The following is a 24,905-nucleotide window of genomic DNA, read 5'->3' as shown; positions in this document are numbered from 1 at the left end:
TGCCTGAAGTAACCCCACAGGATAAATCATGAGTGAAGCAAAGCCACAAGACGGCAGTACAGTAAAAGGCTATCGGACGCTCGGACCGAAAGAAATTGACGACATGAATCAATTAAAAGGGGTAAGTCGTGAATTTTGCTTACTTCTTGAAAAACAGAAAGCATGGGTAAATGACGAGCTGATAGTGACAGGCAATCACTCTGCTGATGCGCATGAGGCTGGTCGCTGTCTATCTATTGCTCGTACCAAAATGCAGGAGGCTTGTATGTGGGCCTGTCGCGCAGTAGCTCGTCCGGATGCTGACTGCTGAGAATTCCCCCGACAAGGAATAGATAGCTTCTCTCGATGGAGGTGATCGCCTGTTTCATTGGTGATGCTTCTATATCGGCGCCTTAAGCGGCCGGAGGGAGTGGGAAGTAGTATTGAACCAAATGATAGATCGTTTTCAGAATGATGTTTACCGATGATAAGTCGTCAATAGCTAATAGTAATTTGATTATAAATTTCATATGGCACTCCAATAGTTAAAGTAAGTATTTGATTTATCTATTGTAGTGGTTAAGAAAATCGTCCCTGAGCGGTGTAGTATACTACACTGACTGTGGTCATCTAAGACACACAACCGAAGCCGGTGGCTTTTCTATTTTGGGATAGATCATGGCAACTCTTAAAGATTTATCCAATCAGTTGCAGTCGATAAAAAAGCAGATCCCCTTTGCTACTGCTCAGGCACTAACAAGTGTTGCTCGCCAGATTGCAGATGCTCAAAAAGTGGGTATGCAGCGCAATCTGGATAATCCGACCCCTTTCACTGTTAATTCTGTTGGCTCGTTTGGTGCCCGCAAAGACCGATTGCAGGCCAAAGTATTTGTGCGTGATATTGCTGCCAGTTATCTCGAACCGTTCGAGTTCGGCGGTCAGCACAAGCTCAATGGTCAGGCGCTGCTTAACCCCAAGAACATTAAGTTGAATAAGTTTGGGAACTTAGCCCGTAATAAAACGCAGCAGCTCAAGGCTAAGGAAAATGTCTTTGTTGGTGAGGTGAATGGCGTTAGTGGTTTCTTCCAGCGAAAAAAAGGCAAGAAGAGCAAAAAGGTTAAGAAACGTCAGAAGCGCTCTCCTAACGGTGTGCATCGCGCCAGAGAGAAACAAAGAGCACCTAAGCTGCTGATTCAGTTTGGTGACGCATTGGCAGTTAAACCAACGCTTGGATACTTCGACCGGGCGAATGCAATGGCACAGGCTTTAATGCCTGGCGCGTTAAGCCTGGCAATCGAGCAGGCGTTGACGACGGCTAAATAACAAACTACTCAACCATTGTATAACTAACATGCCTCGCCTATGCGGGGTTTTTTATTGCCTAAATTGCAGGTGATACATGAAAGAGTTAACCCAAGAAAGACTGAAAGAGCTACTTCACTATGATCCTGATACAGGTGCATTTATGTGGCTGGTCTATCGTAACTTTAGGGCTGTAGCTGGCTCAGTGGCTGGGCGCACCAATATGACAACAGGCTATGTAGAAATACAAATTGATGGTCGTCGCTATAAGGGGCATCGCCTTGCATGGCTCTATATGACAGGTGAGCAAGCCAACAGTCAGATTGACCATGTGAATGAGGTAAAGGTAGATAATCGCATTAGCAATCTTCGCGTTGCTACTCGAGCAGAAAACAAAAGGAATGTTGGTATCACTAAAGCCAATACATCAGGCGCAAAGGGTGTCTATAAGCAAGGTAATCGCTGGATTGCTCAGGCGCAGATGGACGGGAAGAAATACCGATTAGGTAGCTTTGTTAGCGTTGATGATGCTGCCAAGGCATACGACTCGTTTTGCCAGCAGTCTTATGGGGAGTTTTATCACCATAGTTCGGCCCGTTCAGTTGATAATCAGTATCAATAAAAAAATGGGTCCCTCCTGGCAACATTTATTACACGGGACATTGCGCGCCCCGTTCTGCGTCTAGCTTTCAACTTTTGAAATTTGGGTAACAGGTAACAACTGAGGTAACACATGAACCAGTCAGATTTTGCCAAACTTCACAATGTCAGCCGAAAGACGGTTACAGCATGGAAGGCGCGTGGGTGGCTGGTTTTAGCGGGTGATGACATTGATGTTGAGGCATCAAATGCCAACATTGAGCGCTTTCGGAAAACTGTTACCCGACCAGAGAAAAAAGTTGCAGGTAACACGCAGGGTAACAAAGCAGGTAACAAGACGGGTAACAGAGCCAAAGGTAACAGATCAGGTAACAGACCTGATAAAGATCCGGTGGATTCTCCCGCAGACGTTGTGAAGAAAATGATTGCTGAAAGCGGCGTCGAGATGACAATCGATGAAGCCAGAGAAATGAAAGAAAACTTTCTGGCGCTGCTCACTCGGTTGGAATATGACATTAAATCAGGTCAGGTACTTCCTTACAAAGAGATGATTGAGGCGGTAGGTAGCGAATATTCACGTATGCGTACCCGCCTGATTGCCATCGCTCCCGAACATGGTCCCCGCTTGCGGGTGCTGGCCTCAACCACTAACGATGCGGAGTTTGTTGAAGCACTGCAAGAAGTGGTTTACGAGGCAATGGAGGAGCTAAGCCTTGATAACAATAACAACGGAGAGAGCAGTTGACCCGGCCGCTTGGCAAAACTTCTCCACGGAACTGCATCAACGACGCAAGAACTTAAAGCCCCCCGAACCTCTATCATTGAGTGAGTGGGCCAATAAGCATGCGGTATTGTCAAAAGAGACCAGTGCACAGACTGGACGATTTCGCTCTTTTGCTTATCAGGATGGCATTATGGATGCAGTAACTGACCCACTGGTTACTCAGGTGTCCGTCATGAAATCTGCCCGAGTGGGTTACACCAAGATTTTGGATCATGTTATCGGCTATTACCTGGTACATGACCCTTCACCCATTTTAGTTGTGCAACCCCGTGTTGAAGATGCGGAGGATTACAGTAAGACTGAAATTTCTCCCATGCTCAGGGATACCCCTGTTCTCGCTGAGATATCCGGTGATCCGAAAGCCAAGAGCAGTAACCAGACCATCCTTAAAAAGCAGTTTCTCAACGGTTCTAATTTAACGCTGGTAGGGGCAAACAGTCCTGGTGGCTTCCGTCGTATAACTTGTCGAATCATTGCTTTTGATGAAGTCGATGGGTATCCGATAGCGGGGGCCGGTGTTGATGGTGATCAGATAGCATTGGGTACCAAGCGTTCAGAGACATTCTGGAATAGAAAAATAATATTAGGATCAACCCCGACGGTTAAAGGCATTAGCCGCATTGAGAAGGCTTATGCTGAAAGTGATCAGCGTAAATATTATGTTCCATGCCCTCACTGTGGTGAATTCCAAACGCTGGAATGGGGTGGGCCAACAACGCCATACGGAATTAAGTGGGATAAAGACTCTGACGGTAATGGATTACCCGATACCGCCTATTATGTTTGCCGCCATAACGGTTGTGTGATCCATCACAACGATAAAGCCGGAATGGTGAAAGCGGGAAGGTGGCAGGCAACTATGCCCTTTAAAGGGCATGCGGGTTTTCATATTTGGGCGGGATACAGTCTCTTCCCTAACGCGGCATGGAAGTATCTGGTTGCCGAGTGGTTGCGGGTAAAAGACGACCCTTTGATGCGCCAGACATTTATTAACCTTGTCTTGGGTGAACCCTATGAAGATCGCGGTGAAAAGGCGCTCAGTGAAAAAAGCCTGGCAGAACGTTGTGAGGTTTATTCCGCTGAAGTCCCTGATGGTGTTGCCGTCGTCACCGCCGGTATCGATACACAAGACGGACGACTTGAGATTGAGGTGGTGGGTTGGGGCAGGAATGAAGAAAGCTGGTCTATCGCTTATGACGTTATTGAGGGGGATTTAGAAACTGACGAACCCTGGCGTCGGCTTGATGCTTACCTGAAGCAGACATGGCGGAGAGCGGACGGGCGAGGTTTTACGATTATGGCTGCCTGTCACGACTCCGGCGGGCATCATACACAGAAAGTGTATGAGTTTTCCAAAGAGCGTATTGGACGGCGGATATGGGCGATAAAAGGCGAGTCGGCAAGAGGCGGTAAGCGTTCACCCATCTGGCCAACAAAGCGACCATCTTCTCGGTCAAAGTCTCAATTCAAGCCCATTATACTGGGTGTTAATGCTGCAAAAGACGCCATTCGTTCCCGTCTTCACATGGAGCAACCGGCGGCGGGTATCCCTTCTGCTGGGTATATGCACTACCCAGTTGAGCGTGATTTACACTATTTTAGCCAATTACTTGCAGAGCGCTCCGTTGTTAAAACGGCGGGCGGGCAACGTTATCGCGTTTGGGAATTATTGCCCGGGCGCGCAAATGAGGCATTAGATTGCCGGGTATACAGCTATGCAGCATTGAAAGGGTTGCTGCATTTTGGATTAAGTCTTAACCAATATGCTGACAGCCTTTTAAGTCATCCTGAAAAATTACTGCCTCCTTCTGACGTTACAGAAGACAAGCCCAACTTGCGTTTTCCGGGCGTCATTATTCCAGAGTCACAACCCACTACACCCAAAAGTAGAGCCAGAAGGCTGGCGTAAGGATATCCATGTTCAATGCAAACACTAGCCTACTGGCCGGTGCGATGAGTCGCGCCCAATTAGAAGAGGCATTAAACCGAGCGCAGCAAGCCTATATCGAATTATCGTCCGGCGCGAAGGGCGTTTCGTTCTCCTATGCGCAAGGGGATGGCACCCGATCGGTTACCTATCAGCAAACAGATATTGGGACACTCATGGGGTTAATTCAGCTTCTTCAGGCTCAGCTAGGCATCGTTAAGCGTCCACGCAGGGCGATAAGGTTTCGTTACTGATGAAAAACCCAGTAAGGATTTTAGGTCCTGACGGTGGCCCCTTGCCGCCATCCAAATCAAGGGCATCAATGTTGAGTGGTTCCCGAGGGGTTCCGTATGACGCTGCTGATTCATTCAGTGATTCTATGGCCAATTGGCAGCCGTCCTTGTGGTCACCGGATAACGAAATCAATACCTCCCGCGATCAGGTTGTTGCCCGCGTTCGCGACATGGTACGTAACGATGGTTGGGCATCGGGCAGCGTTACCCGCATTTTGGATAATGCTGTGGGGGCGTCTTTCCGGCCGCTTGCCAAGGTTGATTACCGGACTTTGGCACTGATGACCGGGAATCCTAAATTTGACGCAAAATGGGCTGATGAATATGGACGGGCCATTGAATCAGGCTGGCGAACGTGGGCGAATGATCCGAACCGTTATTGTGATGTGGAAAGGAAGAAAACAGTCGCTCAACTGCTCCGGCTTGGTTTTCGCCACAAACTAACTGACGGTGATGCGCTCTGCGTTATGCAATATCGACCTGACCGTCTGGGCTATGGGCGCGCGCAGTATGCCACGACCATGCAGATCATCGACCCGGATAGATTAAGCAATCCTCAGCAAAATTTCGACATGCCGAATATTCGCGGTGGGGTAGAGATTGATGAGGATGGGGTACCTATTGCTTATCACATCCGAAAAGCTCACATGGGCGACTGGTGGAGCGGTAAAGAAACCATGACTTGGGAGCGTATCCCGCGTGAAACTGACTGGGGTCGCCCAATCGTCATCCATGATTTTGATAGTGACCGGGCCTCCCAGCATCGGGGTATCAGTATTTTCACTCCCATCGTTCAGCGTCTTAAAATGCTGATTAAGTACGATGAGGTTGAGTTGCAGTCGTCAATCCTGAACTCCATTTTTGCCGCCTTTATCACATCACCTTATGACCCAAGTTTGGTAGCGGACGCCCTTGATACGGGTGAGGAAGTTAACCGATATCAAGACATGCGCCGCGAGTATCACGACGAAAAACGCCTGTCACTACAGGGTGGCGCACGTATTCCGATACTGGCACCCGGTGAGGAAATGACCACCCTAAACGCGGTTCGACCAACCAGTAACTTTGTTGCTTTTGAAAGCGCGGCGTTACGGAACATAGCCGCATCATTGGGAATTTCTACCCAGCAACTGACACAAGACTGGTCGGATGTTAACTACAGCTCAGCCCGTTCAGCAATGCTGGAAGCTTGGAAAACCCTGACCCGCCGGCGCGATGATTTTGCTACAGGTTTCGCCCAGCCAATATTGTCGTGTTTTATCGAAGAATTGCATGATTTAGGTGAGGTTCCCTTGCCTGATGGCGCACCTGATTTTCTCACAGCGAAAGCGGCATATTGCCGTGCGCAGTGGATGGGCCCCGGTCGTGGTTGGGTTGATCCGGTGGCTGAGAAAAAAGGGGCCATTCTCGGGATGGAGGCTGGATTGTCTACTCTCGAAATGGAAGCGGCTGAGAACGTGGGCGAAGACTGGGAAGAGCTACTGGATCAGCGCCAGCGAGAACGCGAGGCCTACATTGAGCGCGGACTGCCGATCCCTACATGGTTGCAAGCTGACACCTTTGCACCCGATCAACAACAAAAACCGGAGGCACAGTGAATCTTCCACATTTAGCCCAGCGGCTATTTAACACCCCGTTGGCACTTCACCCACACAAGGCTGAAGTGGTTATGGCGGCATTGACTGACCGGTTCGGACTGACGCGTATCCAGTCTAATGCCGATTGGGCCGACGAAGAGGATGATTTCTTTTCACGCAAGGGTCGTGATTGTGGCTATGACGTTATCGAGGGCGTGGCGGTCATTCCGATTCAGGGCACGTTGGTGCAAAAGTTAGGCACCCTGCGACCTTATAGCGGCATGACAGGCTATGACGGTATTCGGGCCAGCTTTCTGACAGCAATGAATGATGATGCGGTGAAGGGCATTTGTTTTGATATCGATTCACCGGGCGGTGAAGTCGCCGGTTGTTTTGATTTGGTCGATGAAATTTATGCCGCCCGAGGCGCTAAACCCATTTGGTCAATCCTGTCCGAAAATGCTTATTCGGCTGCTTATGCGCTGGCCAGTGCAGCGGATCGGATTATCGTTCCTCGCACCGGCGGGGTTGGTTCTATCGGCGTCATCGTGATGCATGTTGACTGGTCGCAGCGCATAAAAAGCGATGGGGTACAGGTTACGATAATCACTTTTGGCAGCAGAAAAGCCGAATCAAATCCCTATGAAGCATTAAGCGAAGAGGCAAAGAAGGCCATTCAATCTGATGTTGACGAGATGGGCCGCCTGTTTGTGAGTACCGTTTCCCGCAATCGCGGGATAGCAGAAAGAACTATCAGGGACACCGAGGCGGCATGTTTCTTGGCCGCTGATGGTGTGCAGTTGGGGCTGGCTGATCAAGTCGCCCCGCCTGATGTCGCATTCCGCGATTTATTAACATTGGTTGGAGAAAAGTAATGGCGAAAATTAAAGGTTTTTCACACCTGTTTGGCCGTGGGGCCAAGGCGTCAGAAGAGACAGAGGACGATAAGGACAAGGTCAAAAAGGCCAAAGGTCGTCAGGCTGAAGAGGATGAAAAAGACCCTGAAGCCGAAGAGAACGATGACGACTCAAACGATAATCCCGATGATCAGGATAATAAGGACCCTGATGCTGAGGACGACCCCGATGATGCTGACGCTGATGAAGGGAGTGACGATGACGGCGATGATGATACCGAAGACCGTAACGTCAAAAAAGGCCGCAGTGCTGAGCGCCAGCGCTGTGCTCGTATCTTTGGCAGTAAGCATGCTACTGGGCGCGGTGATTTAGCGGTCTCTCTGGCGCTTAATTCCGGCATGAGTTCTGCTGCTGTGATCCGTGTTCTTGCCTCAACCGCAGCTACTTCACCTGCATCATCCCCTCGTAAACGTTCTTTGGATGAGCGGATGCAAGCCCACGGTAATGCACAGCCTGGACAAGACACCGCCGCCGCATCAAAAGGCGCGTCACTGGTCAATAAGATGACCAGCCTCTATGACTCTGCAAAAGGTAAAAAATAATGGATAACTTCGGACAAAATGCATTTCAACCGGGCATGAGCTCATCGTTGTTTGTGCCAGATCAGTTAGTCTCAGGGACATTGCAACTGGTCACTGATACTGGCGTTATTGCTCAGGCGGCTGCGATACATTTGCGGGGCACTGTATTGGGTAAAATTACGGCATCAGGTGAGTACGTCAAGTCTGTTAAGACTGCCACCGATGGCAGTGAAGTACCGGTCGCCATCCTCGTCGATGATGTGGATACAACAACAACATCTCAGCGCGGAGGCATTTATTTGATGGGGCAATTCAATCAAAACCGCATTATTCATGATGTTTCATGGACGCTGGCTGAATTAAAAACCGATCTGCGGACCTACTCAATCTTCCTCGAAGACAGTATCCAGGCTCCAGTCTAAAATCTAAATTCCTTACTGTGCACCCAATGCCATTCACCTGGTAGGGGCTTACTCGTCCTCAATCTTTGTCTGGCGGCTCTGGCTGCCAGAAAATCAAAAGAGACACTACATGAATATTTTTGATACCAACGCGTTGGTTCAGGTTGTTCCTAACCTAAAAACTAGCCAAAACTGGCTATTGGATCGCTTCTTTCCCAACATCGTTACCTATGAGACTGAAGAGGTTTCAATTGATGTGGACATCGGTAAGCGCCGCCTTGCACCTTTTGTATCGCCGTTAGTCGCCGGTCATTTGGTTGAAAGCCGAAAATATCAGACCAATACCTTTAAGCCTGCTTACATTAAAGATGTGCGGGTTCCAGATCTGCGCAAACCAATCCGACGTCAAATGGGCGAACGTATTGGGGGGGAGTTCACCGCGACTGAACGTGAGATGCTCAATATTCAATTTGAAATGGAAGATCAAATTGACATGATTAACCGTCGTTTGGAATGGATGGCGGCCAGTGCACTGACTAAAGCAAAAATCATGGTCGTGGGTGAAGGGTTTGAAACAGCTGAGATTGACTTTGGCCGCTCAAGTTCTTTGACGATTACGCTGAGTGGGTCAGATAAATGGCCTTTATCTATTCCCGCAGGCACGACAAATACCCAGCCATCCGATGATATTGAAGACTGGCAAACATTGATGTTGAAAGAGTCTGGGGCGGTGGCCACTGACTTGGTATTTACGACCTCTTCATGGAAAGCGTTCCGTCTCGATACCACCATTAAGGACAATGCTATTACATTCCCAGCATTGAGTCCGTTTGGTAATCAGGTCGATGCCGGTCCGAGAATCAATAAAGGCGCAGTCTATAAAGGTCGCTGGGGCAACTTTGATTTGTGGTTGTATAACGACTGGTTCGTTGATCCCGTTGATGGCATTGAAAAGCCGATGATCCCCGATGGTGCCGTGTTGATGTCAGGTGCTGATCTAATGGGTACTCGCGCCTTTGGTGTCATTCTTGACCCAGCGTTTAATTATGGGCCTTTAGCGTTTGCGCCTAAATCATGGGTTATGCCTAACCCCGCCCAGCGTTATTTGATGATGCAATCTGCACCATTGGTGATCCCAAGCCGGGTTAACGCCTCACTCTGTGCGACGGTGGTGTGATATGGCAAAAACACCGAGCAAGCAGCAAGCCAGCATTAACGAACTGGGCGGCTTGCCGCCCGAGTTCGACGCTGACACCCCGCAGGAACAGACTGTTGTGACGGATAATAACGAAACACAGCCTGAATCTGATGTTCAGGAACGTACCACAGAGAACGAGACGGAGAGTGATGATCCTTCCGACGACAGTGACGAGTTGGAGGTTGTTGTCGTAAAAGGCCAGACTCTGCGCCATAGCGGGAAAACTTATGCTGATAATAGCCGTTTATTCCTGCCGCATGATGATGCTGAACGACTGATTAGCCTGGGCGTGGTTGCTGATGTGAAAGTGTTACGGCAGCAGGCGGCTAGCGCTATTGGCCCTTCAATCACTGTCGATGATGGTGTGAAGATAAATCGGGGTAGCTGATGGGTATCAACTGGGATCAGCATCTTCTTGCACCCCTACAAGCGGTATTTGGTGACCCGGTTGATTACCGGCCTGCTGGTGGTAAGCCAACTTATACCATCAGCGGCATCTTTGATCGGGCCTATACCACCATTGACCCGCTGGATGATGGCAGCACCATTAATACCACCAATCCCGTTTTAGGGGTTAGGGACAGTGAGTTTCGTTCGCCACCTAAACAGGGTGACCGGGTATTTATTGGCATCGTTGCTAATGAACCGGTCAATACCTTGTTTGCTGTAGCAGATGTTCAGCCAGACAGTCATGGCGGCAGCAAACTCATTCTGAATCGGGTGAAACCATGAATACAGCGCAAGTCAGGAAATTGGTTGTTGATGCCATCATCGGAAATACTGACGCGGGAAACCGCGTCTACTCCCCGCGCGACTGGCCAACTACTGAGGAGATGTATCCGGTTATCTTGGTGCAAACCCTTATCGAGGAAAAGCAGTCATTAGGCCGCAACGCCCCGCAGTTCAATACTATTACCACCGTGCGTATCACTGGCCGGTTGCAGGAGCTTGACGGCGAAAATGAGAATGATGGGGCGAATAAGGCAGAACTGGCGCTCGAACGGTTGCGAGAACAAATTGAGCGGGCGGTGATAAACAGTTATGACCTTACTCGCCAGATACAGCAATTTGCCAAAGTGCGTTCAACCATTGATCTAGACTCGGGGGGCGAAGGCCATCTGGCTCAATTATTGATGGAACTGGATATCGAGTATTACCAAGGGCCGGAAGACTTCTATCCCATTAATGCCGACAGATTAGACGGTATGGATGTCACGATAGCCATGCCAGATGGCACTACCGAACCCGTAGTTTCAATCAACTTCCCGGAGTAAACCCATGATTGTTAAACCCGTAGCCGGTCGCACTGTACGCGACCCGGTTAAGGGCACCTTTTTGCCTGAAACTGGCGCTGAGGTTCCCGATAATTCATTTTGGCGTCGTCGTTTAAACGACGGTGATGTGGTGCGCGAACAGCCTAAAGAGGCTAAACCTGCGCCAGAAACCACCAAAGCGGAGAAAACCAAATAATGACTATTCCTTTTACTAATATTCCGAGCAATCTTCGGACACCGCTTTTCTTCGCTGAATTTGATAACTCACAGGCGAACACGGCGACAACGACGCAGCGAACTTTAATCATCGGCCAGATGTTGGCTTCAGGCTCGTTACCTGCGGATATTCCGGTACCGGTTTCCTCAGTGGCTACCGTGGCGGGGCAAGCTGGTGCAGGTTCAATGTTGCATGGTCAGATGGCTGCATACTTAGCGAATGACATCGCCGGTGAGATCTACATTTTACCGTTGAGCGATGTGGAATCCATGGTTGCGGCAACGGGTAAGATTACCGTGACCACGCAGGCATCAGCAACTGGGGTTATCTCTCTGTATATCGCGGGTATTCGGGTGCAAGTCGCGGTGGTGGCGACTGATGAGGTGGCAGAGATTGCCACTGCATTAACTTCCGCCATCAATGCCGCCAGCGCCTTGCCTGTCACTGCTGCTGCGGTGGCGGCGGTCATCACGCTCACCGCTAAAAACAAAGGTTCCCACGGTAACACGATTGATTTGCGGCTGAACTATTTGGGTAGCGCCGGTGGCGAAACAACACCAGATAGCCTGGTACTGACATTTACGCCAATGGCTGGCGGTGCGGGTGCGCCTGAACTGGATGATGCGCTGGCTAATTTGCAGGATAGGACCTTTGATTTCATTATCAATCCATACACTGACACTGCGTCACTGAATAAAATCAAAGACTTCTTGTCAGACAGTACCGGTCGCTGGAGTTATGCCGAGCAGCTCTATGGCCATAGCTTTGCGGCTCAATCGGGGACTTATGGACAACTGACATCCGCAGGCGAATTACGCAATGATCAGCATGCTTCTCTGTTGGGGGTAAATGGCTCGCCAACACCAAGCTATATCTGGTCAGCGGCTTATGTTGGCGCTATTGCGCAAAGTCTGCGTAACGACCCCGGACGCCCGTTACAAACCTTGGCAATCAGTGGCGTACTGGCTCCCCCACTGGCCAGCCGCTTTACCCTGACCGAGCGTAATAACCTGCTGCACAGCGGGATATCCACGGTCACTACCACCGACGATGGTACGGTACAGGTAGAAAACATCATTACCACCTACCAAAAGAACAAATATGGCGCGGAAGATGACAGCTATTTGCAGATTGAGACTTTATTCCTGCTGATGTTTGTCACTCGATTCCTGCGTACCCAGGTAACGTCGAAATTCGCCCGTATGAAGCTGGCGGCCGATGGCACCCGTTTTGCCCCCGGCTCGGCGATTATTACCCCGAACGTGATCCGCGCTGAATTGATTGCCCAGTACCAGACGTTGGAATTTAACGGCTATGTGCAGGATGCCAAAGGGTTTGCCAAGGGATTGAAGGTCGAAAAAAGCGCCAGTAACCCGAATAGAGTTGATGTGCTGTGGACCGGTGTCCTGATCAATCAGTTGCGTATCTTCGCTGTTCTCAACCAATTCCGCCTCCAGGCATCAGCATAAGGATTCATTATCATGGGTGATACATCCAATCGCCTCGCGGGAACAGCTTATGTCACCGTTGACGGCCTGACCATCATGGTTGCGGGGCAATTTAAATACAGCCCCTCAAAATTCAAGCGTGAAACCCTGACGGGAATGGATGGGGTGCATGGTTATAAAGAAACCTTTAGCGCCCCGTTTATTTCCTGCCAAATCCGTGACAGTGGCAGCACGTCGATCAGCGATTTTAACGACCAGACCAATGTCAATATTGTCTGTGAATTGGCCAATGGCAAAACGATTATCGGCAGTGGTATGTGGTCGGTAAATACCCAAGAAGTAGATAGCACCGAGGCGACTGCTGATATTCGCTGGGAAGGTGGTTCTGTATCGGTGACGGAGAACTAAGATGTCTGAACTGGAACGCACTAAAACAATCCCCCTCGTTAAGCCTATTTCTCATGAAGCCACTAAAACCACCTATGAGGCTATCGAACTCAGTGAGCCGATATTGATTCAGGTTCAGCAGTTTTATGACGAACAGGCTAAATCTGGTGCACTCAGTGCGATGGGGCTGCTTATTTCGCTGGTGTCGAATGTACCGCGTGAAGCCATCAAAAAGATGGCTTTTACCGACTATAAAGCCTGTGAGGTCTACATGATGGGTTTTTTAGCCTACTCCCCCCAGGTGGAGAATGGGGTAACGAACTAGCAGATGTGACCTATTACTATGGGTGGGGACCAGCAGATGCCTGGTCCCTGACCTATAGCCGATTACAGTGGTGGTATCAGCAGGCGGTCAGAATTAACAAGGTGAAGGCGGGGAAAAATGGGTAATGCATTTGATTTTGAACTGACCGCGACAGATCAGGCGTCGGCCTCCATTCAGCGTATCGAAGAGGCCGTTAAAAATCTCATTCCTGATCTGGATAAAACCCGTGATGGACTTAAATTAGGGGGGCAGGGATCAGTTGAAGGTATTGACGACCTCAATGCTCGTCTAAAGGGAATGGGGCAGTTTGCGCGTGAAGGTGTGCAGTTTGTCGGTGATATGGTGCCCCCGCTAAAAATGGTTGGTGAGATTGGCAGCAAGGTACTCAGGTTTGGTGCGCTTGGCGCTGTTGGTTATATTGGCGTCAAAGCCGCTCAGGGGTTAAGTGCGGCTGCTGATTCAGCCTATTCGCTTGATGTGGCGGCTAAAAATGCCGGTATGTCAGTTGATAATTTTAGCCGTGTTAGCGGTGCTATGCAGATATTAGGGGTAGATAGCGACTCCGCCCGTCAATCTGTTGAGGGTCTGTACAAGACGTTTAATGACCCTTTATGGGCACGCAATGACACGACACAAGCGTTGCTTGCTCAAAATGGGATTGTCATCGAGCGCCTCAAAGATGGCACGGCAGATGTCTACAAGACGCTGGACAATGTTGCCAAGATATTCCCTAAACTTTCCCCACAAACTCAAAAGACTTTGGCTGATGCTTTAGGATTTGATGCCCCCCTTTTAGCATTGATGCGAGAGGGTGCCAGGTACAAAGAGTTGCTGGCTAAATCGGATAGTTTTGGCTTAACGGTTGACCCCAAGATTAATGCGCAACTGGTTGAATTGAATGCTCAGTTAAAGGAGGCCAGCGCCGCGCTTGATGGGTTGATGACCAAAGGAAAAATATGGGCAGCCCAAAAACTTTTACCTGATGAAAATATGGTCAAGGGAAGTGCTGCAACTCAGCTTCATGATATGAAGATGCGCGAGAACGATGATGAAAACTCGTTTGCACATGGTGATAAACAGAAAGACATTCTTCATCGGGCGCGAGTAGACGATAAATTCAAAGAAACATTATCGTTTAAAGAGAAAGCCTATTTAACGTTTGGATATCCAGATAAGGATTTTACCCAAAAATTAAATGATCAGTACGGTGCGGATTGGGAAGCGCAGGAAAAGAAACGGCTTGAGATAGAAAAGCAAAAAAACGTTGCTCCCGTTAAATCACCCTACCTACTCCCCGGCGAAGATCAGCAGCAAGTGAGACTAAAACAGTTAGAGTCACAGTATAACCTCCCTTCAACCTTGCTTGATCGGGTCTACCTGAATGAATCTAACCGAGGTAAAAATCTACTATCACCCAAAGGTGCTGAGGGGCCATTCCAATTTATGCCAGCGACAGGCAGAGACTACGGATTAAATACGCGGGAAGACCGCATGGACTTTAATAAGTCCAGTGAGGCTGCGGCTAAGTATTTGGCCGACCTACTCAAAGATTTTGATGGTAATGTGAATCAAGCCGTTGCGTCCTATAACTGGGGGCAGGGGAATGTCAAAAAGCATGGGTTGGGAAAGGCCCCTGCTGAAACGCGTAACTATCTCCAGAAGATTATGCCGGGGTTACCCGCTATTCATCCCCAGCCAGGCGAGTTAAATACCGGCACCTCTGATATCAACGCGCTACCGCCAACATCCATAAATGCATCCCAGCAAAGTGGGAGAGACAATAATGATATCACCCAAGGTATTGGTGGAGATAAGTCAGAAATTGAAATTACGCTGATCACTGATAAAACAGGGGAGCGTCAGAAAATAACTGCGCCAAAGGGGGCAAAAATATCAACATCAATGAGTTACCCGGCGTAATAAAGTACAACCATCAACCTCGCTTCTGGCGGGGTTTTTTATTTTCAGGGGGCGTAAATGTCACTGATCAGCAATGCACTTTCTGATTTATTAGGTACTGGTGGTGATAGTTGGCAATGGTCTGAACACCTGCATCCCGCCTCTTTCCGTGGTGTTCCTTTTGCTGTATTAACTGCTGAGGGTGTTTTTGGCCGGCGCCAGGCCATTCATGAATATCCTTATCGAGATACTGCATGGATTGAAGACTTGGGACGAGCAACTCGCCGCCTGACTATCCGTGGTTTTCTTATTCAGAGTAGTGGCCTTTATAACGCGCCTGACGTCATGACCCAGCGTGATTCACTGATTGCTGCCTGTGAAATGCCGGATGCGGGAACATTAGTACACCCAACGCTGGGTGAAATGACGGTCAGTATTCCTGAAAGTGGTCTTCGTCTGAATGAAGGGGCTGAGTCAGGGCGTGTTTTTGAATTTACGCTGACCATCATTGAATCAGGATTGCGGGTATTTTCTGTTACCAGTTCAGCAGATGCCGTTTCGTCGATTCAGTCGTCATGGTTTGGGCTGGCCTCCAAATCTGTTGCGACATTTATCGCCACAGTAAAAGGTGAGATCCGTTCCGTCACTCAAACCATCAGAACACTAAAAAGTACCGCAGCATTCTGGGTAAACATGGTGAATTCAACCACCAGTGAGGCGACAAATCTCGGCAATGTCCTCCGTTCAACCCTTGGGCGTGATCGTTATGGCCGTTACAACCACGGTACCGTAGGCGGCAGCGTATCAGGGGCCACGGCATCCGTAAGCACGCAGAGTGACACGACGAACCTGTCCGCGCTGGTGGCTCAACGAATGGCTGTTTCAGTCGAGGGGCGGGCCTCACTTGTTGCTGCTACTGATACATTGTCAGGGGCTGCGACGGTAGAGGAACATGCCAACGCTGTTCTTGCTGTCGTGAATGCCATCTTGGCCAGCGGAGCCAGCACCCTTGATTTAATCCGCATGATGCAAGAATTAATGGAAGTTGATGACAACACTTTTCGACCCAACCCCAGTGACAGCAATACCGCATCCGCCAGCTACCAACTCATTATTGTGTTGTGTGCCGGTGCGATGGTGTTTGCTGCTTCGCAATATCAACCTGAAAGCTATGACGATGCGGTCGATATATTGACGCGAGTCTGTGATGTTGTAGACAGTGCGGCGCTTTCTGCGGCTGACAGGGGTAATGACGAGGTATACCAGGCATTAAACGACTTGCGCGGCTCTATTGTCACACTGTTGCAGCAGACCGGCGCGAATCTGTCTCGCGTTGAGACCGTCAATTTTAACCGATCATTACCCGCGCTTAATCTTGCCAATCGGCTATATCAGGATGCACGACGGGGTGACGCGTTAGTGAAAATGGCTAACCCCGTTCACCCGGCATTTATGCCAGTTAGATTCAAGGCGTTAAACTCATGAGTGATGATCTGACGCTACGCATTGGTAATAAGCTGATTACCGGTTGGGATAATATCCGGGTCACGCGCAGCATAGAGCGGTTACCCAGTGACTTCAGCCTATCATTGATGGACCTTTATCCGGGGAGTAACAATCAACAGTGGGTTAACCCTGGAGACGCTTGTGTCGTTAATTTGGGTGATGATGTTGTTCTGACAGGCTACATAGACCGTTGGGCACCGATGATCAGTCGTAATCGCCGCGAAGTGAGGGCGACGGGACGGAGTAAGTGTCAGGACTTGGTTGATTGCTCCGCAGAGTGGCCAAACAATGTGATCAGCCAATCGACAGCGCTACAGATAGCCCAACGGTTAGCGATGCCCTACGGAATTACGGTGTCCAGTGATGTTACTGACCTCGACATTGTTCCCCAATTTACATTGAACTGGGGGGAATCCTCTCAGGAAATTATTGACCGCATCACTCGCTGGGCGGCATTGCTGTATTACGATCTACCCGATGGCAGTTTATATCTAACTCGGGTGGGTACGCGAAAAGCAGCCAGTGGGGTAGCGCAGGGTATCAATATCGAAGACGCTGCGTATAACTCAGGAATGGATCAACGATTTTCTGACTATATCGGCGTTTCGATGTCTGTTAGCCAACTTCAAGAGCAGGTTCAGGATGCGGGATACGGTTCAGTTACGTTAGCTCGCAGTCGCGATCCCGAAGCGGCCCAAATGCGCTATAGAAACCGCATTATCATTGTTGAAAGTACCATGAAAGCCCTAAAACTGGCTCAGCAATGTATTGATTGGGAAATGAACCGCCGTTATGGACGCTCTAAAGAGCTGCTGGTGACGGTCGATAGCTGGCGGGATAAAGACGGAAAACTGTGGGAACCTAACACGCTGATCCCCATTGATTTACCTATTTTTGGTCTAAAGGATGAACTTTGGTTGTTATCTGAGGTGACTTACCTCAAAGACGACCACGGTACCGCCGCGCAAATGGTCCTGATGCCCCCTGAAGCCTTTACTGTCCAACCTTATCAGTTTTATTCAAATATTATGGAGACAAACCAACGATGAGTGAATCAGGGCAGTTATCCAAATTATACCGGCAAATAAAAATGATGATTGGGGTGGGGCGGGTGACGGGCAGTAATGATGGCGGCACCGTTCAAACCGTTCAATATCAAACACCGCTTGAAGTGCGTGATGATACCCCAAGACTGGCTGAATTCGGTTTTTCATCAGGACTTCCCGCCAATACTGATGTGGTTATTGGGTTTTTAGGTGGAGACAGATCAAGCGCAGTCATTATTGGCTCAAATCATCAGTCTTTTCGCCACACCGGACTCAATACGGGTGAAACGGTGATTTATTCGCAATGGGGGCAATACGTCAAGTTAACTGAAACAGGGATTATTATTGAAGCCAATAGCCAGCCGGTCACGGTTAATAATGCGACTGAGGTGACGATTAATGCCTCGGAAAAAGTACGGCTAAATACGCCGCTGTTAGAAGTTAGCGGCGATATTGTCGATAACGCGGACAGCAATAGCACCACACTAAAAAACCTGCGCGAAGCCTATAACACCCACAACCACCAACTTAAAAATGTTCAGGGTGGTAGTTCGACATTAACCAGTGAAGTGACGGGCAAGGTGGTTGAATGACAACAGATATTAAAACAGTCTGGGAGCCGGACACGCTACTGGGCGATTGGCAAACCGGCGGCGGTGGGTTGCTGGATGGTGATGATTTAGAAACCGCTATTTTAATTAGCCTGTTCACGGATCGGTTGGCCCGTAGTGATGATGCTATCGATGGCGATGATCGCCGAGGGTGGTGGGGTGATACCGGATCAGAATATCCGATAGGCTCCCGTTTGTGGTTGCTTCGCCGCGAAAAACTCACGACTAAAGTCGCGTTAAAGGCTGAGGACTACGCCAATGAAGCTTTGGTCTGGCTGGTTGATGATGGTGTGGTGACCGCAATCAGTACCAATGCTCAGATAGTGTTTCCCAACCGAATCAATCTCATTATCAGCTATCAACAACCGGCTAAAGCACAGGCTTCAGTTAAATTCTCATGGGTATGGGAGACCTAATACATGCCATTTAATCGCCCCACATTAAGCGAACTGCGCCAGCGCAACCTGTCTTATATTCAATCAGAACTCAAGACGGGCGGTAATTTATTGCGCTTCTCCAATGTCGGTGTGATCAGTGATGCTGATGCCGGAATGGCGCATTTACATTATGGTTATCTGGATTATATCGCGCTGCAATCCACGCCTTATAATGCCACTGACGAATATCTTGCCGCGTGGGCCGCGTTGAAAGATATTTTCCGCAAACCCGCCAACCCTGCAACTTCTCCTGCAGTCGAGTTTAGTGGGACCGTAGGCCGTGTCATTCCCGCCGGTAGCCTTTTAAACAGGGCCGATGGTTATCAATACAGTCTCGACCATGAGTTAAGTCTGGGGGCTGGTGGTACTGCCACCGGTTCAATTACTGCTGTACTCCCCAGTGTATTGGATGACACTACGGGTGGCGGTATCGCGGGGAATGCGGATGCCGGAACGTCTCTTACACTCGACGTCGCAATTGATGGTGTCCTGTCAGTGGCCACCGCAACAGTTAAGATATCTGGCGGCGCTGATATTGAATCAGAAGATGCTTTTCGTTCTCGTATGTTGCTGGCCTATCAAAATACACCTCAAGGTGGCAACGATACCGATTATCGAAATTGGGCGTTGGCCGTGCCTGGTGTGACACGTTGTTGGGTGAAGCGTCGCTTACAGGGGGTAGGCACGGTCGGCATTTATATCATGTGTGATGGCAATGATTCAGGTGGTTTTCCGATCGGGACTGACGGCGTGTCTCAGCTTGAGGAATGGGGTGCGGTAAAAGCGACCGGCGATCAGGGGCGGGTTGCAGATCATATCTATCCCTTACAGCCTATTATCGCCATCATTTATGTCTGCGCGCCAGTAGCCTCGCCCGTGAATTTTGTTATCAGTGGCATTCCTACGGCATCCAGTGAAACTACCGTAGCAATAAATACGGCTATTGATGAGGTGTTTTTTACTGAGGGTCAGCCAGGTGGGGAAATTCTTCTGTCGTCACTGCTGCTTGCCATCGGTGATATTGATGGAACCAGTGGTTTTATTCTTGATTCTCCAACGACAAATATTCAGCTTGAAACCGGCAAATTACCTGTCCGGGGCACGGTGACCTACTTATGAGTCGTTATTCTGCGAATGAATATACCGCAGCTCTTCAAGCGCTGATGCCGGGCGGTCTAGTTTGGCCCCGACAACTTAATGGGGTTCAAACCAGTACCTTGCGGGCACTGGCAAGATCCTATCAGCGCAGTGATGAAGATGCCCGCGATCTGCTTGATGCGGCTTTTCCATCCACAGCCACTGCAATGCTTCCTGAATGGGAAGCGACGCTCGGATTACCTGATTTATGCGCGATAGGTGAGATTGACAGCATGATTCAGCGCCAGCGGGCCGTGATATCTAAGCTGTTCGGCATTGGCGGCCAGTCAATGGCTTATTTTATTCGGGTTGCTGAGGCGCTAGGTTACACCATCTCAATAACCCAATATAGGCAGGCATGTGCGGGGATGTCCGTTTGTGGGGATGCTTTAAACGGTGACGAATGGCCTTTCACCTGGCTGATCGCTGCGCCAGAAACCACGATTAATTATGCCCAATGCGGTTTAACTTATTGCAGTGATCCTCTGCGGTCGTGGGGAAACAAACAGCTTGAATGCCGATTAACCGTATTAAACCCTTCTCACACCATTCTTAAATTTGGCTACGTTAGCTAACTAATCAATATCTATTCATTTAAAGCGCCTTACCTGGCGAGGATTATCTATGCAAAAAATTGGAGATATACCGAATACGCGCGCGGACAGTAACGGCGAATTTACAGACGGCAATGTTGCTAGTGGTGTTCCGCCTACGATATTACCGGCTAAGTGGTTTAATACCATTCAGCGTGAATTGATGAGTGTTCTTTCTGCTGCAGAGATTGATGCCGACAGCACTCAGTTTAATCAAGTTCTTTTATCTATACAGAAGCTGATTGGCGAGGGAATTCCTGATATTAAAGACGCCTCATTAACCCAAAAAGGAATTGTTCAGCTTAGCAGTTCTATAACCAGCACCAGCGAGGCATTAGCTGCGACACCTAAGGCTGTTAAAGCAGCGAATGATGCAGTTACGAAAGTGGTCAATGACCTTTCAACAAATGGCATTGGCTTGTCAAGCATGACCGGGATAGATAACTTTGATTTTCAAACATTTGTATTTACATCCGGTGCGAATTACATCGCATCCTCTACAAATTGGATAAATGTTCCAAGTGAAATTAGTTACCCTGCGGGATTAGCTATTAGCATAAAAGTTGATTACGTCACCGGCACCCAGATTGGGCTTGAGATAAAGCCCAGCACGGTATCAAGTTCAAACTTTAGGGCTTGGTATCTTCGGCTTGGCGGTTACCCTGGCTCTCGGACATTTACAGCAAGAGAAATCCAAACATCAGCAAATCCAGTATCAATTTCTTGTGGCGGTACGGGTGCACTCACCCCTGATGGCGCACGGTCAAACCTTGGATTCGCAGGTATGGGTATTGGCTTGACGACGTTAACAGGATTAACGGCTCTCGATTGGCAGCAACAGGATTTCCTTACCGGCTCTAATTATTTTTCCAATTTTAATACGTGGTCTAATACGCCAGCAGGCATCGTTTACAATACAGGTACCGGCGTCAGCATTGCCGTGGATTATATATCAGGAAATGCGAGCAAGCGTATTGGTCTGACTCTAACCCCGGATACGTCGCTGAATGCCAATTACGTGATTTATAAAGTACTCATCATAGGTGACAAAGGCTCTCGAACATTTACTTATCGCAAGATACAGAACTCGGCAATACCCATTGCAATTGAAGATGGCGGAACAGGTGCGAATACAGTTGCAGGCGCTATTGCAAACCTCGGTTTAGGCGATGGAAGTTTGGTGCCCATCGGTGTACCTCTTCCTTACCCGCTCGCGACCCCTCCTGCGGGGTTTCTGAAAGTAAACGGTTCATCGTTTAGCACAGCAACATATCCAAAATTAGCCCTGGCGTATCCGTCTGGTGTATTGCCGGATTTGCGCGGCGAGTTTATTCGTGGCTTTGATGATGGGCGTGGTGTTAGGGCAGACCAACACTTATTGGAATGGCAGGGTGGCGGGATACAAAGCCATAACCACGGCCTCTCGAATTTTGAGATTCGCGGAATAACAGGCGGCCCCACATCAGGTTGGTTTACAAGCGTGAACGGCCTTTCAACAAGTAATTCCGGTGGTGATGAAACTCGCCCACGGAACATTGCATTTAACTACATTGTGAGAGCTATATAATGACAAAATATTCACTAGAAATCACCGCAGCGCAGTTGGGACAAGATGGTTTATCTATCACTGAGGGCTGGATAGCAGTTTATAGCGCAAGCCCTGACTCACGCGAATATACCGGCGCAAGTAATGAGTATCTCCCTGTCGGTGTAGGCTTGCCAGCTTGCGGATATGCTGACGCGCCAACCCTGCCCGCGAGGGATGATAAAGCAGTGCGCCGAAATGCTACTGGAACTGCATGGGAAATTGTTGATGATTTGCGTGGCAAAGTGGCATATAGCACTGAAACTGGTCAGCCGGAGGAAGTAACAACAATTGGTGAATTGCCAGATACACTCACTTTACTAGCACCACTCACTATTTACGACAAATGGAGCGGCAGCAAGTGGGTGACGGATAAGGGGTTACAGCAAGCCGCAGCAGTGCAGACAGCAGAAGAAACAAAATCTCAATTATTGAACGACGCAACAGTGAAAATCGCCCCGCTACAAGATGCGGTCGATACGGGCATGGCAACGGATGAAGAGAAAGGACAGCTCATTGCATGGAAAACTTACCGCGTCTTGCTGAGTCGTATTGACACAAAAGCGCCAAACATCGAGTGGCCAGTTGCACCTGGTGCCGTTTCAACTGAAGCATAAATACAAAACCGGGCTTAATGGCCCGGTCTATTCTTTTCCGCTATTGAGTGAAAACGATGATAGTTGTGCTAAATTTGGTGGAATTGAGATGGGAGTGGCTATGAGCACAAAAGATTCAGACGCGCTATATAACGAAATGTGCAGAGTAGTGGGGAAGGTGGTGCTTGAGATGCGTGATCTTGGACAAGAGCCAAAGCATGTGGTCATTGCGGGAGTGTTGAGGACATCATTAGCTAATAAAAAGATAAAGCGTTCAGAGACTACAGAAGAGGCGATGAGGGCTGTGGTGGAAGCGCTGGCTAGGAAGTAATAAAACCCGGCTGCGGGGCCGGGTTAGGAGCTATTTTCGGGTTAAATAGACGCCACTTGATGTTCCGACGACCCGCCGAGCAAAGTCATTCGCCGCCTGCTGCTTCGATTGTTCATCAAAATACTGCTCATTCCCGTAAGGGATTGCCTTGGTTAATGAATCTCGGCTAGGAGCTTTTGAGGTCGAAACCTTTTTCATAATTTAATTACCCTTTAATATCTTGTAGATATCATTATTTGATAGGGTTGCCTTACAATTTTGTTTTTCTCTTCTTTTAGTTCCATCATGATTTTCTTTATAAAAATCACTTTTAGTAGTTGCTTTATCAACCTTGAATACCATCTTAGCTTGATCTAATGGCTTAATCCAGATTAAATGCGTTATATCATCGACCATTCTCCAATCTAAACAGACATCATCTATTGATGATAGCGCATTCAACACTTCAAGCGCAGATTGATATCTATCATTTGGATCTACTGAGAGGCATTTATTTATAATGGTTCTTAAGGGCTTGGGAATGTGATGGTCGTATGTTTTTTCGGGGAACGCACCCGAGCTTATTTGACTTATAATAAAATCATGGGGGTTAGATAGCAATTTCTGTGTTTCATCGTTGAACTTATTATATCCTACAGCCATTCTATATATAGTCATTCCTGCTTGATATATGTCATATGTCAAGTTATAAACTTTTAAAGTGAAAGCTTCAGGGGGGTAGTGTGTAGTATAAATTTGGTCTGGTGCGGCAAATCCTGTTTTATCTAATGTCTTCGCCAATCCGAAATCAGCCAGCATGGCTTCATCACGCTCCGATAGCATTATATTATTTGGTTTTATATCAAAATGCATTAGAGATTTTGAATGTATGTGGTGTAGTCCACTTAAGAAATTAATTGAGTACCGTATTATTTCTCGAGGTGAAAGATTGCTTTTTTTAATTCTGTCGCTTATTGTCCCATTAGGGTAAAATGGCATGCAAACGTATATATTATCTTGGTCTTGGCACGCATAGTTTACTTGAGCAATATTGGGGTGCCTACTTGCATATAGCAATCTTGCTTCACTAAAGTAGTCTGTAGCGTTAATTTTAGCCTTAGAAACTTCTTTTATTGCAACTTCAGCATCTAGGTGCTCGTCTTTGGCTAAATAGACTTCTGAATTTTGCCCTGCCTGTCCGATATCTCGTATATATGTAAAGTTAACGTCAGCTTTTTTCATTGGAGCTATCATATTAAGCATCTCCTACAGCTAAAGCGGCCAATATGGCTTCGTTAGTTGAAGTGTCGTATAAACTTGTATCAATACCTTTTACTTTAAGTTTTCCTTTTATTGCATCTTCAAACTCTGAGGCATTTATCCCTATCCTGCTGTAAATTCCTTGTTTTCTTAGAGTATAATAAGACTTAACGCTGCTACTTGAAAATGCCTCTTGGATTACGCCTTCAATATAAAGTCTCTCAATGTTTAGATTTTTGGAGTTTGATTCACTAACTCTTATGCATGCAATGGAAACATTATATTCTCTCAATATATCCAAAATATTATTTCTTACATACTTTAATTTTTCAGGTGTAGATAGCGTTAGTGGGATTTTTATTACATCCACGCATTTTAATGTTCCATCTTCGCTGCAATAAACAACGAAAGAAGCAACTTTTGGTGCTGCTCTAACTCCAAGTATCCTCATTGCGAATCCCCATCGGCTTATCAAATAAGCCATTAAATTCCCTAAAATAGAACGCGCTCCGGTCTTTGCCAGATTCGCTGTATTTGTTTACCCACCCCTCTATGGGCTAGCTGAGGTAGTAAGTCATATCACCAATTTTTATCCCATTGCCCAGTAAGGCTATGGTGATAGCTACTACTGCGAAAATAGCTATAACAGTAGCCAAGACTAAGATTCCAGGAACTACATACTCTTTCATCTATCTTCCTTGCCTATCTACAGGCTAGTCGTTAGCTACCTAGTCAACAAATCAAACACCAGAAAGCCAAACGACACAACTGCAAC

General features: G+C 48.2%; 32 protein-coding genes. 28 read left to right on the top strand and 4 right to left on the bottom strand.

Features of this window, described 5'->3' with window-relative positions; translation table 11 throughout:
• Nucleotides 1-28: 28 nt before the first annotated feature.
• From A6J67_RS19855 to fumD, 28 genes are all read left to right on the top strand, one after another.
• Nucleotides 29-310: a hypothetical protein gene (locus A6J67_RS19855; RefSeq protein WP_080608352.1), complete on the top strand. Its 282-nt coding sequence runs from the start codon at nt 29-31 to the stop codon at nt 308-310.
• Nucleotides 311-657: 347 nt separating this feature from the next.
• Complete coding sequence (locus tag A6J67_RS19850; protein WP_080608351.1) at nt 658-1,302, top strand: hypothetical protein; 645 nt, start codon at nt 658-660, stop codon at nt 1,300-1,302.
• Between the two features lie 76 nt (nt 1,303-1,378).
• Nucleotides 1,379-1,903 carry an HNH endonuclease signature motif containing protein gene (locus tag A6J67_RS19845; protein ID WP_080608350.1) on the top strand — a complete coding sequence of 175 codons (525 nt, stop codon included), beginning with the start codon at nt 1,379-1,381 and terminating at the stop codon, nt 1,901-1,903.
• A gap of 111 nt (nt 1,904-2,014) precedes the next feature.
• Complete coding sequence (locus tag A6J67_RS19840) at nt 2,015-2,626, top strand: hypothetical protein (RefSeq protein WP_005278871.1); 612 nt, start codon at nt 2,015-2,017, stop codon at nt 2,624-2,626.
• Between the two features lie 169 nt (nt 2,627-2,795).
• Entirely contained in the window at nt 2,796-4,574 is a 1,779-nt protein-coding gene (locus A6J67_RS19835) for a phage terminase large subunit family protein (protein WP_319016466.1), read from the top strand.
• Nucleotides 4,575-4,582: 8 nt separating this feature from the next.
• Nucleotides 4,583-4,846: a gpW family head-tail joining protein gene (gene gpW, locus A6J67_RS19830; protein ID WP_005278866.1), complete on the top strand. Its 264-nt coding sequence runs from the start codon at nt 4,583-4,585 to the stop codon at nt 4,844-4,846.
• Nucleotides 4,846-6,483 carry a phage portal protein gene (locus A6J67_RS19825; RefSeq protein ID WP_226967859.1) on the top strand — a complete coding sequence of 546 codons (1,638 nt, stop codon included), beginning with the start codon at nt 4,846-4,848 and terminating at the stop codon, nt 6,481-6,483. Before gpW ends, A6J67_RS19825 begins: the two co-directional genes overlap by 1 nt.
• The gene (locus A6J67_RS19820; protein ID WP_032898862.1) at nt 6,480-7,337 is read left to right on the top strand and encodes a S49 family peptidase; all 858 of its coding nucleotides are present in this window, start codon (nt 6,480-6,482) and stop codon (nt 7,335-7,337) included. Before A6J67_RS19825 ends, A6J67_RS19820 begins: the two co-directional genes overlap by 4 nt.
• Nucleotides 7,337-7,921, top strand: coding sequence for a DNA primase (locus A6J67_RS19815; protein ID WP_080608348.1), 585 nt, complete (start codon nt 7,337-7,339; stop codon nt 7,919-7,921). Before A6J67_RS19820 ends, A6J67_RS19815 begins: the two co-directional genes overlap by 1 nt.
• The gene (locus A6J67_RS19810; RefSeq protein ID WP_080608347.1) at nt 7,921-8,322 is read left to right on the top strand and encodes a head decoration protein; all 402 of its coding nucleotides are present in this window, start codon (nt 7,921-7,923) and stop codon (nt 8,320-8,322) included. The genes A6J67_RS19815 and A6J67_RS19810 overlap by 1 nt, the downstream gene beginning before the upstream one ends.
• A gap of 109 nt (nt 8,323-8,431) precedes the next feature.
• Nucleotides 8,432-9,478, top strand: coding sequence for a major capsid protein (locus tag A6J67_RS19805; protein ID WP_080608346.1), 1,047 nt, complete (start codon nt 8,432-8,434; stop codon nt 9,476-9,478).
• Between the two features lies 1 nt (nt 9,479).
• Nucleotides 9,480-9,887, top strand: coding sequence for a hypothetical protein (locus A6J67_RS19800; protein ID WP_080608345.1), 408 nt, complete (start codon nt 9,480-9,482; stop codon nt 9,885-9,887).
• Nucleotides 9,887-10,231 carry a hypothetical protein gene (locus A6J67_RS19795; RefSeq protein ID WP_050134623.1) on the top strand — a complete coding sequence of 115 codons (345 nt, stop codon included), beginning with the start codon at nt 9,887-9,889 and terminating at the stop codon, nt 10,229-10,231. Before A6J67_RS19800 ends, A6J67_RS19795 begins: the two co-directional genes overlap by 1 nt.
• The gene (locus A6J67_RS19790; protein ID WP_080608344.1) at nt 10,228-10,773 is read left to right on the top strand and encodes an ATP-binding protein; all 546 of its coding nucleotides are present in this window, start codon (nt 10,228-10,230) and stop codon (nt 10,771-10,773) included. The genes A6J67_RS19795 and A6J67_RS19790 overlap by 4 nt, the downstream gene beginning before the upstream one ends.
• A gap of 4 nt (nt 10,774-10,777) precedes the next feature.
• On the top strand, nt 10,778-10,969 hold the full coding sequence (locus A6J67_RS19785) for a DUF2635 domain-containing protein (RefSeq protein ID WP_080608343.1): 192 nt from the start codon (nt 10,778-10,780) through the stop codon (nt 10,967-10,969).
• Entirely contained in the window at nt 10,969-12,459 is a 1,491-nt protein-coding gene (locus A6J67_RS19780) for a phage tail sheath subtilisin-like domain-containing protein (RefSeq protein ID WP_080608342.1), read from the top strand. The genes A6J67_RS19785 and A6J67_RS19780 overlap by 1 nt, the downstream gene beginning before the upstream one ends.
• Nucleotides 12,460-12,471: 12 nt before the next feature.
• Complete coding sequence (locus A6J67_RS19775; RefSeq protein ID WP_080608341.1) at nt 12,472-12,846, top strand: phage tail tube protein; 375 nt, start codon at nt 12,472-12,474, stop codon at nt 12,844-12,846.
• A 1-nt stretch (nt 12,847) separates the two neighbouring features.
• Complete coding sequence (locus A6J67_RS19770; protein ID WP_080608340.1) at nt 12,848-13,150, top strand: phage tail assembly protein; 303 nt, start codon at nt 12,848-12,850, stop codon at nt 13,148-13,150.
• Nucleotides 13,151-13,267: 117 nt separating this feature from the next.
• Nucleotides 13,268-15,070: a lytic transglycosylase domain-containing protein gene (locus A6J67_RS19765; RefSeq protein WP_080608339.1), complete on the top strand. Its 1,803-nt coding sequence runs from the start codon at nt 13,268-13,270 to the stop codon at nt 15,068-15,070.
• 57 nt (nt 15,071-15,127) lie between these two features.
• Entirely contained in the window at nt 15,128-16,534 is a 1,407-nt protein-coding gene (locus A6J67_RS19760; protein WP_080608338.1) for a DNA circularization protein, read from the top strand.
• Nucleotides 16,531-17,604 carry a phage baseplate assembly protein gene (locus A6J67_RS19755; RefSeq protein ID WP_080608337.1) on the top strand — a complete coding sequence of 358 codons (1,074 nt, stop codon included), beginning with the start codon at nt 16,531-16,533 and terminating at the stop codon, nt 17,602-17,604. Before A6J67_RS19760 ends, A6J67_RS19755 begins: the two co-directional genes overlap by 4 nt.
• On the top strand, nt 17,601-18,194 hold the full coding sequence (locus A6J67_RS19750; RefSeq protein WP_080608336.1) for a phage baseplate assembly protein: 594 nt from the start codon (nt 17,601-17,603) through the stop codon (nt 18,192-18,194). Before A6J67_RS19755 ends, A6J67_RS19750 begins: the two co-directional genes overlap by 4 nt.
• On the top strand, nt 18,191-18,628 hold the full coding sequence (locus A6J67_RS19745; RefSeq protein ID WP_080608335.1) for a phage GP46 family protein: 438 nt from the start codon (nt 18,191-18,193) through the stop codon (nt 18,626-18,628). Before A6J67_RS19750 ends, A6J67_RS19745 begins: the two co-directional genes overlap by 4 nt.
• Nucleotides 18,629-18,631: 3 nt before the next feature.
• Entirely contained in the window at nt 18,632-19,768 is a 1,137-nt protein-coding gene (locus tag A6J67_RS19740; RefSeq protein ID WP_080608334.1) for a baseplate J/gp47 family protein, read from the top strand.
• Nucleotides 19,765-20,361 (top strand): YmfQ family protein, encoded by a 597-nt coding sequence (locus tag A6J67_RS19735; RefSeq protein ID WP_080608333.1) that lies wholly within the window; start codon nt 19,765-19,767, stop codon nt 20,359-20,361. Before A6J67_RS19740 ends, A6J67_RS19735 begins: the two co-directional genes overlap by 4 nt.
• Nucleotides 20,362-20,410: 49 nt before the next feature.
• Nucleotides 20,411-21,946: a phage tail protein gene (locus A6J67_RS19725; RefSeq protein ID WP_226967858.1), complete on the top strand. Its 1,536-nt coding sequence runs from the start codon at nt 20,411-20,413 to the stop codon at nt 21,944-21,946.
• Nucleotides 21,946-22,581, top strand: coding sequence for a tail fiber assembly protein (locus A6J67_RS19720; protein WP_080608332.1), 636 nt, complete (start codon nt 21,946-21,948; stop codon nt 22,579-22,581). The genes A6J67_RS19725 and A6J67_RS19720 overlap by 1 nt, the downstream gene beginning before the upstream one ends.
• Before the next feature lie 100 nt (nt 22,582-22,681).
• Nucleotides 22,682-22,891: a fumarate hydratase FumD gene (gene fumD, locus A6J67_RS19715; RefSeq protein WP_080608500.1), complete on the top strand. Its 210-nt coding sequence runs from the start codon at nt 22,682-22,684 to the stop codon at nt 22,889-22,891.
• 30 nt (nt 22,892-22,921) lie between these two features.
• On the opposite strand, the gene A6J67_RS23555 is transcribed toward fumD, so the two are convergent.
• From A6J67_RS23555 to A6J67_RS23825, 4 genes are all read right to left on the bottom strand, one after another.
• The gene (locus A6J67_RS23555) at nt 22,922-23,089 is read right to left on the bottom strand and encodes a hypothetical protein (protein WP_192945339.1); all 168 of its coding nucleotides are present in this window, start codon (nt 23,087-23,089) and stop codon (nt 22,922-22,924) included.
• Nucleotides 23,090-23,092: 3 nt separating this feature from the next.
• Entirely contained in the window at nt 23,093-24,124 is a 1,032-nt protein-coding gene (locus A6J67_RS19710; protein WP_080608331.1) for a serine/threonine-protein kinase, read from the bottom strand.
• 1 nt (nt 24,125) lies between these two features.
• Nucleotides 24,126-24,614, bottom strand: coding sequence for a hypothetical protein (locus A6J67_RS19705; RefSeq protein ID WP_226967857.1), 489 nt, complete (start codon nt 24,612-24,614; stop codon nt 24,126-24,128).
• Nucleotides 24,615-24,687: 73 nt separating this feature from the next.
• Nucleotides 24,688-24,819 carry a hypothetical protein gene (locus A6J67_RS23825; protein WP_264291091.1) on the bottom strand — a complete coding sequence of 44 codons (132 nt, stop codon included), beginning with the start codon at nt 24,817-24,819 and terminating at the stop codon, nt 24,688-24,690.
• Between the last annotated feature and the right edge of the window lie 86 nt (nt 24,820-24,905).

This window comes from Yersinia sp. FDAARGOS_228 (assembly GCF_002073315.2).
Taxonomy (GTDB): Bacteria; Pseudomonadota; Gammaproteobacteria; order Enterobacterales; family Enterobacteriaceae; genus Yersinia; species Yersinia intermedia.
This window is presented reverse-complemented; position numbering and strand designations above follow the sequence as displayed.